The following is a 15,443-nucleotide window of genomic DNA, read 5'->3' as shown; positions in this document are numbered from 1 at the left end:
CGGATGGATATAGCGACCCCTGTGCCGCGCTTAAAGCCCCTTCCTTTTGACAGCGGTTTTGGGTCCGACAATTGGTGACCAAAAAAGAAATTGTAAATAAACAATATTGCGCACCCACGAAAGATTATTGCGCATCCGTTGGGCGCTGTTATAACAACCGAAAAATCAGGAGTATTTGATGGTCGCGATACGGCTGGATGAGATTGACCGCAAGATACTAGCGGAATTGCAGGCAGACGGTCGTATGACCAATGTCGAACTGGCAAAACGCGTGGGAATTTCGGCCCCGCCTTGCCTGCGCCGCGTGCGGACGCTGGAAGAATCGGGCCTGATCCGTGGCTATCATGCTGATGTAAACTCGCGCGAGTTGGGATTCGAGGTTCAGGTCTTTGCGATGGTCGGCTTGGAAAGCCAAGCAGAAACTGAACTGAGCGCATTCGAAGAACGCTGCCGCGAATGGCCGCTGGTTCGGGAATGCCACATGCTGAACGGCGAGGTTGATTTCATCTTGAAATGTGTCGCGCCGGATCTGAGCAGTTTTCAGCAGTTCCTGACAGGCGATTTGCTGACCACGCCAAACGTGGCCAGCGTCAAAACCTCGCTCGTCATTCGCGGCGCAAAAGATGAGCCCGGCGTGCCTTTTGACGTTCTGGAAGAACGGATGAGCAGGACGGCCTAATCCCTATGTGATGTAGGATGTGGTTCTACCGGTGGTAGCAAGGCTGTCACCATCATACACAAGACCCAACTTAGAACTAACTGCATAATGCCCCCACATTGCAGAACTCATTAAGATTTAAGCGGTTATTGCATCCACTTCTCCGTCTCCGGCGCGTGGCAAGGCCAGCGGGCCGAAATCATTCAGTGAATCAATATGCGCAAACAGGTTCAGATAGATTGACCGCAGCGAATGGCTTATCCTGCGCACCGCGTTGAGCCCAGGGTGATAGGTTTCGAACTGCAATCCGTCGACATTGATGACTGCGTGCCGCTTGAGGCAGATGTGAAACAGCTCAACCGGTGTTGGTGGCAGTGTTTCGATGACGCTCGTGCCATCCTGAAACTCGTGAATCGGTGTCAGGACCGGCCCGCCGCCATGCAGATGCCGAAGATGTCCGGGCGAGGCAAGCAAGCGTGCTGCTGGACCGGCAATCACACCTGACATCGGCTTTTGCATGCCAAACGTATCGGCCATGATCCGGGTCAGGGGGCGTGTCCGGCCTCGGGAATCTTCGCGACCAGGGATCAGGGTGACTGACCCTTTCCAAAGCACTGTTTCCGATCTGCCGTTCTGCGTCAGAACGGTGTCGCCGGGCAGCAGGTCCTCGATTGCCATCGGTCCTGTTTCCGTTTCAACCAGCGAGCCACGGGTGAAGGCACAGAATGCATCCTCGAACACCTGCAGCGCTGGCGCGATGTGGCGGGTCTGAACAACATCCCCGTTTTCCATCAGCGTACTAACTTCATAGCGCCGCAACTGCGCTTTTTGCTTTGTCGCCGTTCTTGGCGCGTCCCGCAGCAATGCCGATGTTTCTACGGCATTCTTAGCGGCGCGCGCTAAAGAATTTGGAATAGCCATTACAATTCCGTCCCCTCTAGTTTCCGCGCAGGCAGGCTGAACTCCCATACAGACCCGCCTGTTCGGTTCCTTTATTGCCTTGAAAGAGAACGGTGACCGCAGGATGACAAACGCAAAGGACGCCTGTCTCATTAACTATTCCTACATTCGTGGTCATCACATTGACCCCCCAGACAAACTCATAACAAACGCAGGCGTAATTGCCGGCGATACACGCTCCGATCCTGTCTGAACAAAATGTTGTCAGCAGGTCACGCAGCGGATCGGAGCACCCCTCCGTTGCGCGTCTTTTCCCTTGAAACCGGCAGCTTGGCCCCAAGGGTTTGGCAGATCAGCGTCGCGTCGCCAGACGGCGTACAACCCTGACAGATTGGCTGGAGACGCGTTTCCACGGCATTTCCAGCTCTTGCTTTCCGGTGGCCGCAATCACGGCGCTAAGAAAGCGCGATTTCGTCTTCATGTTGTGTCCTGCTCGCTGTGGGGACATTCGTCCCGCTTTCCTCTCAGCATCCAATTTGAAGTACCATTGCGGCGGCGATAAGGCTGATCCGGGTTGAATTCAGGACATACGAAGATTTCCGTTTCCTTTCGCCTTGTATTGCCGTGCCCTCTTTGAGAATCGACCGATAAACAACTGAGAGCGGACAATAAATTTTAAATTCTCGAGAGTTAGAAGACACGAGAAATGTGGCGAAAAAGCGGCGAAATCGCCACAATTGGCGTTTGACCTTAAAGTTTTATGGCGGAAATCAGGCGGCCGTAGTCGGCTTCCTTCGCGTGGGTCGACCGGCGATAAGAGTAGAATCTCTCGGGGTCGGAGTAGGTGCAGTGGCGTGTCCATTCAGCTTGACCGATACCCGCTTGTCGCAGCCTGTGAAGGCCATAACCGGGTAAATCGAATTGCAGCCTGTCACCTTTCCCATTTGCAAAGAATCGTAGGTTTTCCTGAGATTCCACTACGAAATCATCCAAAAATTCAGGTCCTACTTCATAAGCGGCTTGTGAGATGGACGGGCCAATCACCGCCATGGTGTTTTCTCGCTTTGCGCCCAGGGCTTCCATCGCATCCAGCGTTGCTTCGAGTACCCCGTCCCGCGCGCCGCGCCACCCTGCATGAGCAGCTCCGATCACGTTTGCGTTAGTGTCGGCGAAAAGGACCGGTTGGCAGTCGGCTGTGAGAATCGTCAAGGCCAGCCCCGGAGTGGCCGTGACCACGCCATCAGCCTTGGGTTTGTCGCCATTTATGGGGGCGTCCACAGTCAGAACCACAGGTGAATGGAACTGGTGTATGCCAATCATCGATTCGGGTTCGACCTCCATAGCGTCGGCTACGCGTTTGCGATTGATCGTGACGGCCTCGGTTTGATCAGAGGAGCCATAACCACAGTTGAGCCCCGCAAAGATCCCCGAAGAAGCCCCGCCACGGCGGCTGAAGAAGCCGTGGCGCAGTGGGTCTAGCAAATCTGAGGTCAGAATTTCCAAGGTCATGGCTCCAGTCCCGGCGGCGGTGAAGAAGGGGAAGGGTATAGGCCCAGCACTTTGAACAGGTTTCCCATTTCCTCGGGGTGCGTCAACCGGCGATGCGCAGCAACAAGTTCGTCATGTTTTGATCCGTCAAGCTGTGTGGCCAAGGCCTGCGCACGGGTGGTGATTCCCAGCCGTTCAAGGAACACCCCCTGCGACGTCAGGCGCGAATGGGCGCAACCGGCGGCGCGTGTTGCCAAAGCAAGCGGTTCAAAGTCCACATGTGCTGTCAGGTCGGCCTCGCCAGGCATGGTCAGCGGGTCACAGTGTTCATGTGCCTGCAAGGCCTGGAAGGTATCGCCCTGCGAATGCCAGTCGCCGTAATCCACGATCACACCCGCGCCGCCATGTGTTCCTATCCGCCCCGCGATCACAGTGATGATAGGGATCGCTGCCGCGCAAAGTTCAACCAGATCGCCATCCTTGGTGTCGTTCAGCCTGTCCTTGAGCGCGACCTGTTCCGCCTGCGGCCCAAGCCCCCAAGTGAGCGCGCCGTCCTCAGAGCCGATCAGGCGTTCCCGCCAGCCGTTGCCATCGCGCACAAATTGGCGGATGGGCAGGGCATCGAAAAACTCATTCGCGACCAGATACAGCGGCGCTTCGGGTAGGTCCGCAACAGAGTTGATCCAGCGCGGTTCATGGCCCTTCAGTGTTTGTGCTTGGATGTCCCGTAAGGTGGGCGAGGCCTCGAAAAGAATGACCTCGGCCGCGTCGTGAAACCCAGGCACACGGGCCGTGGCGCGCAGTATATCCGCCATCAAGGTGCCGCGCCCTGGTCCCAGCTCGGCCAGAGCGAAATGTTCAGGATGTCCCTGGTCCTGCCAGCTTTGGGCCTGCGCCAGGCCGATCAGTTCTCCAAACATCTGACTGATCTCGGGGGCTGTGATGAAGTCACCTTTTACCCCCAATGGGTCGCGGGTGGTGTAGTAACCATGCGTCGGGTGCAGCATGCACTCGGTTGTATAGTCGGCGACACTCATCGGGCCGTCTTGTGCGATCCGTTCCAGCAGGTGCTTCTTCAGGGTCATAGCCTGCTCCTGGTCTGCCGTATGCGCAGAGCGAACCATAGGCCAAGCGCGATCATCGGCAGCGATAGCAATTGCCCCATCGTAAGCCCGTATCCCCCAATATGCCAAGCCAGACCCAGCGGGTTGCCGGGTGAGATGAACTGTGCATCCGGCTGGCGGAAAAACTCGACAATAAACCGCGACGCGCCGTATCCAGCAAGAAAGACGCCCATAATCATGCCGGGCTTGTGAAACGCCCTGCGGCGATAGACCAGCCATAGAAGTATGGCACCAAGCAAAAGGCCTTCAAGCGCTGCTTCGTACAGTTGCGACGGGTGCCGCGCGCACATTCCGGACAAGACGCCGGGGCAATTCTGCGCGGCCGCACCGGGAAAAACGACGGCCCAGGGTAGTTCACTGGGCCGTCCCCAAAGTTCGGCGTTGATAAAGTTTGCCAGACGACCCAACAGCAACCCAGGCGGCACTGTGTGCGCAATCAGGTCGGCCAGCGACAGAGCAGAAATCTGGTGCCGCCGCGCATATAGGTAAGATGCGACTACGACTCCCAACAGTCCGCCATGGAAGGCCATGCCGCCTTGCCAGACTTTCAGAATCTCCAATGGGTTCGAAAGGTAATAGGCAGGCTGATAGAACAGCACGAACCCAAGCCGCCCGCCCAAAATCACGCCAAGGATGATCCAAGTGATCAGGTCCTCAAGCTGTTCGGGCTTTATCGGTGGCATTTTATTTGGCCACAAGGCTGGGCGTTTTAGTGCCATCACCCCCATACGCCATGCAATCAAAATACCGGCGATATAGGCCAGAGCGTACCATCTGAGGGCAAATTCCATCCCGAACAACGAGATCGAGAACAATTCGGGCGACAGATCGGGAAAATTCAGAACAGCCTGCATGTGCGTCTCATTGCCCGGGGTTTGTGGGGCAAGTCAACCTTGAGCCCGAGCCAATCTTTCCCCATATAAAGACCAACCGCGATTTCGGAGTAAAGCCATGCAAACCCGCAACAAGATCCTCGACGATGTTTCCCAGCTGATGACCAACGCCATGGGCGTGGCGCAGGGCGCGCGGGAAGAGGCCGAGAATGCGATGAAGTCGATGATGGACCGTTGGCTGGCCGACCGCGATTTCGTAACGCGTGAGGAGTTTGACGCAGTCCGCGCGATGGCTCAGAAAGCTCGTGAGGAAAACGCAGCGCTCGAAGCGCGTATCGCAGCGCTAGAGGCGAAGCTGGACAAATAACGTCTTCAATTTGATTTCGGGCTAAAGCTATCCGCCGCGCAATCCGGGTTCGGGTTGTGCGGTGTCGTGCATCTTGGCGCCTTGTGAAAATTTATCAAGACAAAGCTGCGGCCCATGCCAATATTTTGATCGCCGTTGCCATTCGTCCACAACTTATTGCTGTTATCCCCAAGAAATAGGGTTGTCAGAACCCATCTCGCATCGCACCATATTTAGTACAGGCCCATGGGGGAAGCCCGGCTTGTAGAGCAGGCAACTAGCGCTGGGGCGCTGCCAGCCCCGAAATGCTAGAGATTAGTGAGGTGGCATTATGGCCCTTTCCGAGCAGTTTCTCGAAGAAGACCTTCATCCGATCGATATTGTTGAACATCTTGCCGAACATCACGACTGGGACTTTGACCGGATCGGGGATGATCAGATTGCAATGGCTGTCGAAGGGCAGTGGCGCACATATTCGATCACTTTGGCCTGGTCCAACTATGACGAAACCCTGCGTATGGTGTGTTCGTTCGAAATGGAGCCCCCCTCGGATCGCGAATCCGATTTGTATGAGCTTCTGAACAAGATGAATGATCAGTGTTGGGCCGGAGCGTTTACCTATTGGGCCAATCAGAAACTGATGGTCTACCGTTACGGTCTGGTTCTGGCAGGCGGACAGACGGCCAGCCCGGAACAAATCGATACGATGATCACCGCTGCAGTCCTGAGCGCCGAACGTTACTATCCGGCGATCCAATTGGTTACATGGGGTAACCGTACCCCAGAAGAAGCGATGCAAGTCGCCATTGCAGAGGCCTACGGCCGCGCGTAAAGCTTTGCCCCAAACCGAATAAGGGGAGGGGCAATCATGGATATGTCACGTGTCGCCGAGCAGGGGCTGGTTCTTCTGGGATGCGGCAAGATGGGATCGGCCATGCTCGCCGGATGGTTAGAGCATGGCCTTCCTGCGTCAGCGGTCTGGGTGATCGACCCGAACCCGTCAGATTGGCTGAAAGCGCAGGGCGTCAATATCAACACCCCTTTGCCCGAAGCACCCGCAGTGGTTCTGGTGGCCGTCAAGCCTCAGATGATGGGCGAGGCCCTGCCTGCGATCCAGGCGCTGGGCGGTGGCAGCAGCCTGTTTGTCTCGGTTGCTGCGGGCACCTCGATTGCCACTTTCGAATCCGTATTGGGTGAAGGAACCCCGATCGTACGGGCCATGCCGAACACACCCGCCGCGATTCGACAGGGAATTACGGCACTCATCGGCAACACACATGCGTCTGACGCAGATGTTGCGTTGTCTGAAAGCCTGCTGTCGGCCATTGGCCAAACTGTCCGGCTGGAAGATGAGGCACAGATGGACGCGGTCACGGGCCTCAGCGGTTCGGGGCCGGCTTACGTGTTCCACCTGATCGAAACGCTGGCCGCCGCCGGTCAGGCGCAGGGATTGCCTCATGAACTGGCGATGAAGCTGGCAAAATCCACCGTGGCCGGGGCAGGTGCGCTGGCTATGGCTGCCGAGGAAGACCCCTCGCAACTTCGCATCAACGTGACATCACCCAACGGAACTACGCAGGCCGCACTTGAGGTGTTGATGCACGAAGAGGAAGGTTTCCCCGACCTGCTGCGCCGCGCTGTCAAAGCCGCTACGGACCGATCCAAGGAGCTGTCCCGTGAGTGAGATAACGTTCGACGATTTCCTGAAGGTGGATATCCGAGTGGGTGAGGTCATCCGCGCCGAGCCGTACCCCGAGGCTCGCAAACCGGCGATCAAGATGTGGATCGACTTTGGCGATGAGATTGGTGAGCGGAAAACCTCGGCTCAGGTCACAGCGCATTACGATCCGGCCTCGCTGGTCGGCAAGCAGGTGATGGCCGTCGTGAACTTCCCACCGCGTCAGATCGGCCGATTCATGTCCGAGGTTCTGGTGCTGGGCCTGCCCGATGAGAATGGCGAGGTTGTTCTGATCGGTCCGGATGGCGAGGTTCCCATCGGCGGACGGATGCACTGATGAAACTGCTGATCACCCGCCCGATGACCGCCTCTGTCGAAGCTCGCGCCCGGGCCGAATTTGATGTCGAGATCCGCAGTGAAACGCTGCCGCTGACGCGCGATGAGATGCTGCGCGCGTTGACGGAGTTTGACTTGGTCGTGCCAACGCTGGGTGATCAGTTTTCGGCTCAGGTTTTTGCAGAGGTTCCAAACCCACGCTGCAAGCTGCTTGCGAATTTTGGCGTCGGCTACAATCACATCGATGTTGACACCGCACGCGCTGCAGGGGTCGCAGTGACCAACACCCCCGGTGCTGTCACTGACGCTACTGCCGATATCGCTATGACCCTATTACTGTCCACCGCGCGCCGAGCAGGTGAGGGTGAACGGTTGGTCCGTGCAGGCGGCTGGCAGGGCTGGCATCCGACGCAAATGCTCGGTCACCACGTGACGGGCAAGCGAGTCGGCATTGTCGGCATGGGCCGTATTGGTCAGGCCATCGCCCGCCGTTGCCATTTCGGGTTCGGAATGCAGGTCGCCTATCAGTCACGCAGCCCGAAGGACTTAGACTTTCCGGCTGTGTACACCAGCGATCTCAAGGCACTGGCCGGATCTGTCGATTTCCTGATCCTTGCAGTCCCCGGTGGTGCGGAAACCCGTCATCTGATCAACGCTTTGGTGCTTGGGGCGATGAACCCTTCGGCCATCCTGATTAATATCGCGCGCGGAGAGGTTGTGGACGAGTCGGCCCTGATTGCGGCGCTGCAAGCCGGTGTGATCGCGGGTGCAGGGTTGGATGTCTACGAATTCGAACCCGCTGTTCCGCAGGCGCTGCGCGAAATGGAAAACGTGACCCTGCTACCCCATCTGGGTACCGCGACCGAGGAAGTCCGCTCGGATATGGGGCATATGGCGCTGGACAACGTAGCGGCCTATGTCGCGGGTCGCCCTTTGCCGAATCTGGTTTAGGGGCCGACCGCCTCGCGCCAGTGTTTGCGGCAGAGCGAGACATAGGTCTCGTTCCCGCCAATCTGCACCTGCGCGCCTTCGGTGATGGTGTTTCCGTTCTCATCCTGGCGTATCACCATGGTCGCTTTGCGCCCGCATTTGCAGATCGTACGGACCTCGCGCATTTCATCGGCCAGCGCCAGCAAGGCCGCTGAGCCTGGAAATAGGCGCCCCTGAAAATCTACCCTCAACCCATAGGCCAGAACCGGCACTTTCAGGTCATCAACGGCGCGTGCCAGTTGCCAAACCTGTTCTTCGGTCAGGAACTGACTTTTGTATAGGGTTTTGGATTATACTGATTGATTGCAAGTGGTTAGCTTGGGTTAGCATACTTCGAATGCATACTCTACATACTTTTCACGTGATCTTAAGTGTTCAGGAGTATACCGGATTTACTTTCAGGAACATGTGATTTCTTGGATTAGCTGATCGACATTTTCTCAAGGTGTAGATACGGGGAAATTGGTAGATATGAATTCCCCGCTAGGCAGAAAGGGTTCACTATGGCGAAGCTGTATTTTCACTTTGGAAGCATGGATGCGGGGAAATCTACTCTTCTTTTACAGACGCGTCACAACTACCTTGTGAAAGGCATGGAATGCCTATTGGTGACCGCAGAGCTTGACAATCGCGCGGGCGCGAAGACAATCGCCAGTCGCTTAGGAATTGAGGCGCCGGCAGAAACGTTTTCTCGGAGCGACGACCTGTTCGAGAAGATCATGATCCCAGCCAAAGCGAGAAATGTTGCGGCGGTACTTTGCGATGAGGCTCACTTTTTGACCAGTACCCAAGTGATGCAGCTCGCCCGAGGAGTTGATGAACTAGATGTACCAGTATTGGCGTACGGTCTTCGTACAGATTTCCGAATGCAACCGTTCGAGGGGGCAGCAACGCTTCTTGCGGTTGCCGATGTGGTACGCGAGATGCGCTCAATCTGCGAGTGCGGTAGGCTCGCCACAGCAGTTTTGCGGCTAGGAACTTCAGGGGAACCTGTCTTCTCAGGTCCACAAGTCAAAATAGGTGGCAATGAGACTTACAAGTCTGTCTGCCGGCGACATTGGTTCGAAGCATGGAATAGCTGTACAGAACAATTGAAGCGCTATTCATAGTAGTTTAGGGCAGTGCTCGCGATCTATGGCTGCAATTCGAAACCACTCCATTTGTTGCGACTATTTTGAGCTAGTCTCCTAAGAGTGCGGCCCTGAGTTTCGGCTTTAGTGCATATGCTTAGCATTACCATCGGCCATGCGCGAGTTCGGATGTCTAAACAGAACAACCCACCAGTATTTTGAGCAGTGTTGAAATGGGTTCTCTATCCTGAATGTGCGCTGTGGATGTTAAATTGTCATCTTCTGGCTGTCGGTTTCGAAACTGTTTCAGATATAAGTGAAACTGCGTTTGACAATGCTTCATCGCCTTTTAGTTCGCATTCCCATATAACAATCACACGCCAACCAAGGCGTCGTATGGCTTCATCCTTTTCTGCATCTCGCTTTGAGTTTCCCTCAAGCTTGGGGCGCCAATAATCTAAGTTTGATTTCGGCAAGCGCCCTGCCGGGCAATTGCTATGCTGGTGCCAAAAACACCCACGTACTTGAATCGCAACTTTTTGTCTTGGGAAGACAATATCTGGCTTGCCAGGGAGGTCTTTTTTGCAAACCCGGAACCTGAAACCGTTCCTGTGCAAGGCAGAGCGAAGACGCAGTTCCGGTTTAGTGTCTCGCCCTTTGATTTTTGCCATATTCCAAGAGCGTCGGTCTTTGCTTATCCTGTCGGCCACTCTCTATGGTGAACTTTCTGTGATTATTGCCTGAACCTCTTCCAGAGTCAGGCAAGGCTTTCGTGAGTGGATTACCCGGTGGCACGATGCGCAAACCATAGCCATGTCACCCACCAGAGTAACGCTGTCGGGTTGTAACTCTTCGATTGGAACTTTGTGATGAGCTTCCATACAGCGCTCTCCTGGTTCCCCATATTTGTCAACAGGAACTATGCCACACGCTTCACAAACAAGCTTTCCACCGTTGGCGTGACGATAGTAGTCTCGGACCTGTTTGGCAAATTTCCGATCTCTTTCTTTGTATACATGAAGCCTTGTGAGGATGCGTCCTTCCTTGCCGGCTATCTGCTCAGCGTCCACTTCTGGCTTGGTAACTGCCTCGACCAGGGTTAGCGCGGAGCCAGCATTGGTTAGTCCGAAGAGTTCGGACTTCAGGTCGATCAGTCTATTTGCGGTCTTGCGCAAAGCACCCGAGTTCATGCCATTGGATATCTCTGCGGCGTGGGCCTCAACTGCATCCGCAAGTTTCGGATTGTGCGACCTGATCTTGTCAATGTTTGTCAAATCTTCTGCGATGGCTTTTAGCCTGTCATCAAGTTGAACCTGGAAGTTACTATGCAAGACCGACACTCGTAAGGGTGAGAGGACGGCTGTGATACCGTCGTCTTCCACGACATCAAAATCCATCTGGTCCATTACGAATGATTTATTTTCAAGCGGAAACGAAAGCGCGTGTTGGTCTGATCGAGCCGGCTCCGGTAATGCTGCGACGGCCATGACTAACTGTGGAAGATGCAATTTGGACCGGTTATTGGCTTCACGCTTTCGTAGGCGGGGCTTGCCCTGGGCGAGGCGCCCGCTGACCTCCGCGTCAATTCGGATGCCGAGGTGATCGAAGTCTACATGGATCTCCCGGTCCATCAGGGAGTCCGCTGGGACGAATTCGAACTCGCCTCGGCCACCCGATGGCCTCCAATGGACCTCACAAGTCGTCATCCTGCAAATCTCATGTCAAAAAGTCTCCGATATGCAGCGCAGAACAAAAAGAGGACGAAATACCCTATTTCGTAGTTGACGGAACCGCGTTACGCTAGATAGAGATATAAGCTAAAACTACTCAATCCAAGGGGGAAATCGAGCTGTCGTACTCTGTTGCATCATTTTTCTCTGGAATCGGTGGTCTCGACTTGGGCTTGGAACGCGCTGGATTCGAGCTGAAATTTCATTGTGAGGTCAAGCCATTCTGCCGTGAAATTTTGATGCAGCATTGGCCTGACTTGCCCATTAGCGAAGACATTAGGAGGCTAGATGAAACAGAAATCCCTGAAGCTGATGTCTGGGCCGCAGGCTTCCCCTGCCAGGATCTCTCGCTTGCAAGAATGGGGCCGCGATCTGGGCTTCGAGGGAGCCAGTCTGGACTGTTTCACGAATTTATGCGACTCGTTCGAGGGCGTAACCCAAGAACAATTATCCTCGAAAACGTGCACGGCCTTCTCTCTAGCCACGGAGGACGAGACTTCGCAATCGTACTCAAGGCGTTGGATGAACTCGGGTATGACGTCTCGTGGCGTGTGCTTAACAGCAAAGACTTCGGAGTCCCCCAGCAACGCCGTCGCGTCTACATTGTTGCCATGCATCGAGACCGGAGAGGTCTCGGAGAAGTACTTTTTGAGCCAGAATGCGGCAACTGGAATCCTAAGAAGGGTAGACCGAATGGGAAGAAATCTCCCTCCCTCTTTCAGACAATCATTGGAGATTTTGAGCAGGGACCCCTCGTAAAAAGCCTTGCGCATTGTATCTATGCGGAGTCGGCACGGCATACAGGGACAGACTGGTCACGTAACTATGTTTGGTATCCAGACGGGCGGGTGCGACGTTTCACACCGAATGAAGTCGAAAGGGTTCAAGGTTTCCCGGTTGATTGGACTCTGCCTCATCACTTCGACGAGGGTCAAAAAGATAGAATAGACAGCCTTCGATATCATGCTGTAGGGAACGCCGTCACGCCGCCGGTTGCTCAATGGGTGGGGGAACGCCTTTGGTCTATCATGGTTGCCCAAGATCAAGAACTCATCCGGCAAACAAACTATGTGGCCGCAGAATAGTCGCCGTCACAATAGCTTTGTATCCAAGCATTCTGAAACGTAGTCCAAAGCTGCTCGGTCCAGAATCTTCCAATCATCGATATATACACCATCAGCACGAACTTCGCAGTCCAATGAGGCCCAAAATCCAGCGTCGATAAGTTTTGTTAGTTCTTGCTGAGCGTGAACTGGAATATCCGGTTTTTGGGGCGACGGCAGAGTATCGAGATTGCGTATCTCTGGATTGGGGGCAGTAAGGGGAACGGTGCGCGTTTCAAGTGCCTTCTGGAGCCATTGTACCTTATCGGCTAGGATTCTTCTCTCATCGATAAGCTGGCGAATGCGTGATCGGTCCGCGTCGTTTTGGGCTAACGCGAGTAACTTCTGTTCGAACGTTCCAGTACTTTTTGAGGGACTTGGTTTGAGGTTTTTTAACAACAATACTAACTTCTTATAGTCTTCGTTGTTTTGGATCGATTGGCCCCTTGGACCTCCGTATTGTGAAACTGCGAACTTTCCCACTGCCGCATAGCTCAAGGTCTCGTCGTTTTCGATGAGATGAATTGCTGAACTCCAAATCGCATCGATTGTTCTCTGCCGACCTGGATACTGCCGAAGGAGTTCCTTCCGGAACGCATCGGCGGCGAGAAACTCTGGATTTTGATCCAGCTTTTCTACACGTTTAGAAACTGACATGACCTTCCCCCAAAACCCGTCCAATGTGGTAATCCAATGCTGTTTCTCGGCGACTTGCAGCTGACCGGCCCTCTACTGCGACCCTGAATGCTTCAAAATCACCTACCAAAACGACTTGTTCTGACGCGCGTGTAATTGCCGTGTAAATCATTGATCTATCAACGAAGTTACTTCTGGTAAAGTTGAAGATCGGCAAAACCACTCGGCGCCATTGAGACCCCTGAGATTTGTGCACGGTCAAGCAGTAGGCAAGGTCGACATTTTCTGCATCTGCCAATGTGAGTTCGATCTTGCCGCCGTCAAACTCAGCTACGCTAGGTTCCATTAAGCGCCCCAAAGAGCCATTTCTCAAACCGCGGTCGAGGTCCGTTTTTAAATAGACTATCGGATCTCCAACCCTGATACCCGCTCGGCCTGGCATGGATGGGCGGTTGGGTTTCAAGCCTGAGAAGTACGCATTGAGTTGTAAAACACCCCCAGCATGCTTCTTCACCGGACTTATGATTTGAACGTCGTCGCGGTCAGTTCCTGCCTGTAAAAACTGTTGGCCGACACACCTGATGATCTCGTTAATTTCGTCAGGCCTTGCTTCAATAAATGCCACACCTTCGCCAACTTCTCTGAAACTATGTAGGCTGGGCGTGAGGCCTTCACGTACCCCTTCTGCAATGTACGGGATACCACTATCCTCTGACTGCCGATGCACACGGTCCAATGTGACCGAGCGGATGTCATCATCTCGCATTAAGTCGTTGAATGGAGTACCAAACCCAATCGGAGGCAATTGCGCAGGATCACCAGAAAGTACGATCTGCGCATCGCCTGCTGCCCGAATAATCCGATACATGTCTGATAAGTCGACCATGCTTGCTTCATCAACGATGATCATATGTGAGGAATCCAGTACGACACCTTTATGATCCTTAATGAACTTGTAGATCGTGGATGCAGGCAAGCCTGTGGCTTCTGTTACTCGTTTAGCTGCTCGTCCTGCCAGAGCCATGAGGTGAACAGTCCGACCAGTTGCCGATGCGACGGTACAAATACCTTTCAGCACACTGGTTTTTCCGGAGCCAGCGTACCCACCAATTAAACAGAAGGGTTGGTTGATTGCTGTCGTGATTGCTCTCCGCTGCTGTATTGTGAAGGGAAATCCCTGAGCGTTCTCTAATGGCCCTATGAGCCTTTGAACGACATTTGGCTTAATTTCGGTCCTGAAAATGTCTCCTTGCGCCTGGGAGCCGCTGAGCGCGCGCACTGCAAGCATTCGCTCCATAACAGCAGTGCCGATTGGTTGATACCCGTCTTCAATTAGTATTGCTCCCATGTGATCGACGGCTGCCTTCAATGCGCAGACAATTAACTTTTCAGACCCCAGTAAGGTCTTCAGGAGCCCCTTTACGGTCTTTTCTGGCGTCCATGTATTCCCGCCCTCTAGACGGGAGTACAGAACCGCTTCAACGGCCACCGCAAGCCTTCTCGGGTCATTGTCAGGCACCCCCATGGCGTTGCCAAGCTCATCAACCTTCGGCCAGTTTAACCAGGAAATTAGTAAATAAGGGTTGTCCTTCAAAGCCTCCACGCCCTGGAAACCCCAAGCGTTTACAATCAAACGACCAACTCGTTTGCTGATACCCAGTTCGTCAAGAAGAAGTGCCAAACGGGCTTGCGCTAACTTTTCAGGATAAACCGCACACAGTGTTGAAGCGACCTCAGGCGGCAACACATCGCGAATACGCGGATCATGGTCCAGAATTGCCGAGTGCAGATTATTGCCGAAGGCATAGACCAGTTTGCCGGCGCGTGCGTTGCCAATGCCACTAAAATCTGGATCTTCACGCAGAAAGGTTACGTAATTCAGATTGCTTATATGCTCAGATGACAACCCACCAAAACCAAAGCCATGCTTTGTCCCTGTACCCGTATCCACACTCTTGCGACCGGACGTATCAGACCCCGCTCTCGTATCAACAAGACCGTGTCCTCGCTTCGCTGCGGGCCGCACCACTCCTGTTGACACTCCCCCGGCGCCAGATAATCCATTCGCTGCGAGGGTGGCGCGGCTCCGAAACCAAAGCATAAGACTTGAATTCACTGCCCATTCCCTATGCTAACCCGGCGGCCTCTAGGGATGATCTCATCGAGAATTGTGTTTCGTGATCTCAACTGTGCCTTGAGTTCTGCGTTTTCAGCGGCGAGTGCCGACACACGTTCCCGAAGCCTGTTGATTTCCTGATCTCTGGGGTCTGGACCAGCCGGAGTTCGAACGTCTTGGTGATCATGAGACTCAGTCGAAGTCGTGGCAAGAACGCCGGTGGCAGCCAGTTCTTTTTCTACCGTTTCCAAGGCGGCTTTCAAAAGATTGTTGCTTGAAAAGGCCGATCTTGCAAATCCACATTCTGTGGAAATTTCACTTCGATTCAGTCGATCACAACGGATATAGTTTTGCCAATCGCCATCGGACTTGCGATCTGCAACCCAAGAGTTGAAACGATCAACGCTCTCCTGTTTCATCTGAGCGGTACTCTTT

The 15,443-nt window shown here is 54.3% G+C and carries 18 protein-coding genes and 1 pseudogene; 8 read left to right on the top strand and 11 right to left on the bottom strand.

What is annotated here, in order from left to right; all coding sequences use genetic code 11:
- Positions 1-178: 178 nt before the first annotated feature.
- On the top strand, positions 179-679 hold the full coding sequence (locus tag ACR0D7_RS04495) for an Lrp/AsnC family transcriptional regulator (protein ID WP_170383626.1): 501 nt from the start codon (positions 179-181) through the stop codon (positions 677-679).
- Between the two features lie 117 nt (positions 680-796).
- Here ACR0D7_RS04495 and ACR0D7_RS04490 read toward each other — a convergent pair whose 3' ends face one another.
- The 5 genes from ACR0D7_RS04490 to lgt form a co-directional block, all read right to left on the bottom strand.
- Positions 797-1,579: a Hint domain-containing protein gene (locus tag ACR0D7_RS04490; protein WP_480677907.1), complete on the bottom strand. Its 783-nt coding sequence runs from the start codon at positions 1,577-1,579 to the stop codon at positions 797-799.
- Between the two features lie 331 nt (positions 1,580-1,910).
- A complete protein-coding gene (locus ACR0D7_RS04485) occupies positions 1,911-2,039 on the bottom strand; it encodes a hypothetical protein (RefSeq protein WP_302477006.1) in 129 nt (42 codons plus the stop codon).
- 269 nt (positions 2,040-2,308) lie between these two features.
- Positions 2,309-3,067, bottom strand: a complete 759-nt coding sequence (gene pgeF / locus ACR0D7_RS04480; RefSeq protein WP_480677906.1) for a peptidoglycan editing factor PgeF — start codon at positions 3,065-3,067, stop codon at positions 2,309-2,311.
- The gene (locus tag ACR0D7_RS04475; protein WP_480677905.1) at positions 3,064-4,131 is read right to left on the bottom strand and encodes a class I SAM-dependent methyltransferase; all 1,068 of its coding nucleotides are present in this window, start codon (positions 4,129-4,131) and stop codon (positions 3,064-3,066) included. Before ACR0D7_RS04475 ends, pgeF begins: the two co-directional genes overlap by 4 nt.
- Positions 4,128-5,024 carry a prolipoprotein diacylglyceryl transferase gene (lgt, locus tag ACR0D7_RS04470; protein WP_480677904.1) on the bottom strand — a complete coding sequence of 299 codons (897 nt, stop codon included), beginning with the start codon at positions 5,022-5,024 and terminating at the stop codon, positions 4,128-4,130. Before lgt ends, ACR0D7_RS04475 begins: the two co-directional genes overlap by 4 nt.
- 97 nt (positions 5,025-5,121) lie before the next feature.
- On the opposite strand from lgt, the gene ACR0D7_RS04465 reads away from it, so the two are divergent.
- The 5 genes from ACR0D7_RS04465 to ACR0D7_RS04445 all read left to right on the top strand — a co-directional run bounded on the left by ACR0D7_RS04465 (position 5,122) and on the right by ACR0D7_RS04445 (position 8,314).
- On the top strand, positions 5,122-5,370 hold the full coding sequence (locus ACR0D7_RS04465; RefSeq protein WP_170383616.1) for an accessory factor UbiK family protein: 249 nt from the start codon (positions 5,122-5,124) through the stop codon (positions 5,368-5,370).
- Between the two features lie 310 nt (positions 5,371-5,680).
- Positions 5,681-6,181 (top strand): type III secretion system chaperone family protein, encoded by a 501-nt coding sequence (locus ACR0D7_RS04460; RefSeq protein ID WP_480677903.1) that lies wholly within the window; start codon positions 5,681-5,683, stop codon positions 6,179-6,181.
- A 36-nt stretch (positions 6,182-6,217) separates the two neighbouring features.
- Entirely contained in the window at positions 6,218-7,033 is an 816-nt protein-coding gene (proC, locus tag ACR0D7_RS04455) for a pyrroline-5-carboxylate reductase (RefSeq protein ID WP_480677902.1), read from the top strand.
- The gene (locus ACR0D7_RS04450) at positions 7,026-7,364 is read left to right on the top strand and encodes a tRNA-binding protein (protein ID WP_170573392.1); all 339 of its coding nucleotides are present in this window, start codon (positions 7,026-7,028) and stop codon (positions 7,362-7,364) included. Before proC ends, ACR0D7_RS04450 begins: the two co-directional genes overlap by 8 nt.
- Positions 7,364-8,314, top strand: a complete 951-nt coding sequence (locus ACR0D7_RS04445) for a 2-hydroxyacid dehydrogenase (RefSeq protein WP_480677901.1) — start codon at positions 7,364-7,366, stop codon at positions 8,312-8,314. Before ACR0D7_RS04450 ends, ACR0D7_RS04445 begins: the two co-directional genes overlap by 1 nt.
- Here ACR0D7_RS04445 and ACR0D7_RS04440 read toward each other — a convergent pair.
- Positions 8,311-8,628, bottom strand: a pseudogene (locus ACR0D7_RS04440) (thymidine kinase); the annotation flags it as partial. The gene ACR0D7_RS04445 and the pseudogene ACR0D7_RS04440 overlap by 4 nt on opposite strands.
- A 228-nt stretch (positions 8,629-8,856) precedes the next feature.
- Between ACR0D7_RS04440 and ACR0D7_RS04435 the strand changes: the two are divergent.
- The gene (locus ACR0D7_RS04435) at positions 8,857-9,462 is read left to right on the top strand and encodes a thymidine kinase (RefSeq protein ID WP_480677900.1); all 606 of its coding nucleotides are present in this window, start codon (positions 8,857-8,859) and stop codon (positions 9,460-9,462) included.
- A gap of 236 nt (positions 9,463-9,698) precedes the next feature.
- Here ACR0D7_RS04435 and ACR0D7_RS04430 read toward each other — a convergent pair whose 3' ends face one another.
- Together ACR0D7_RS04430 and ACR0D7_RS04425 are read right to left on the bottom strand one after the other, a co-directional pair.
- The gene (locus ACR0D7_RS04430; protein WP_480677899.1) at positions 9,699-10,133 is read right to left on the bottom strand and encodes a very short patch repair endonuclease; all 435 of its coding nucleotides are present in this window, start codon (positions 10,131-10,133) and stop codon (positions 9,699-9,701) included.
- A 3-nt stretch (positions 10,134-10,136) separates the two neighbouring features.
- The gene (locus tag ACR0D7_RS04425) at positions 10,137-11,054 is read right to left on the bottom strand and encodes an HNH endonuclease (RefSeq protein WP_480677898.1); all 918 of its coding nucleotides are present in this window, start codon (positions 11,052-11,054) and stop codon (positions 10,137-10,139) included.
- Between the two features lie 212 nt (positions 11,055-11,266).
- On the opposite strand from ACR0D7_RS04425, the gene ACR0D7_RS04420 reads away from it, so the two are divergent.
- Positions 11,267-12,238 carry a DNA cytosine methyltransferase gene (locus ACR0D7_RS04420; protein ID WP_480678005.1) on the top strand — a complete coding sequence of 324 codons (972 nt, stop codon included), beginning with the start codon at positions 11,267-11,269 and terminating at the stop codon, positions 12,236-12,238.
- A gap of 6 nt (positions 12,239-12,244) precedes the next feature.
- Here ACR0D7_RS04420 and ACR0D7_RS04415 read toward each other — a convergent pair whose 3' ends face one another.
- Genes ACR0D7_RS04415 through ACR0D7_RS04405 form a run of 3 tightly spaced genes read right to left on the bottom strand, consistent with a single transcriptional unit; the run spans position 12,245 to position 15,427 of the window.
- Positions 12,245-12,913, bottom strand: a complete 669-nt coding sequence (locus tag ACR0D7_RS04415) for a hypothetical protein (protein ID WP_480677897.1) — start codon at positions 12,911-12,913, stop codon at positions 12,245-12,247.
- On the bottom strand, positions 12,900-15,008 hold the full coding sequence (locus ACR0D7_RS04410; protein ID WP_480677896.1) for an AAA family ATPase: 2,109 nt from the start codon (positions 15,006-15,008) through the stop codon (positions 12,900-12,902). The genes ACR0D7_RS04415 and ACR0D7_RS04410 overlap by 14 nt, the downstream gene beginning before the upstream one ends.
- On the bottom strand, positions 15,005-15,427 hold the full coding sequence (locus tag ACR0D7_RS04405) for a hypothetical protein (protein ID WP_480677895.1): 423 nt from the start codon (positions 15,425-15,427) through the stop codon (positions 15,005-15,007). The genes ACR0D7_RS04410 and ACR0D7_RS04405 overlap by 4 nt, the downstream gene beginning before the upstream one ends.
- Between the last annotated feature and the right edge of the window lie 16 nt (positions 15,428-15,443).

This window comes from Ruegeria sp. BB7, from assembly GCF_056539365.1.
This window is presented reverse-complemented; position numbering and strand designations above follow the sequence as displayed.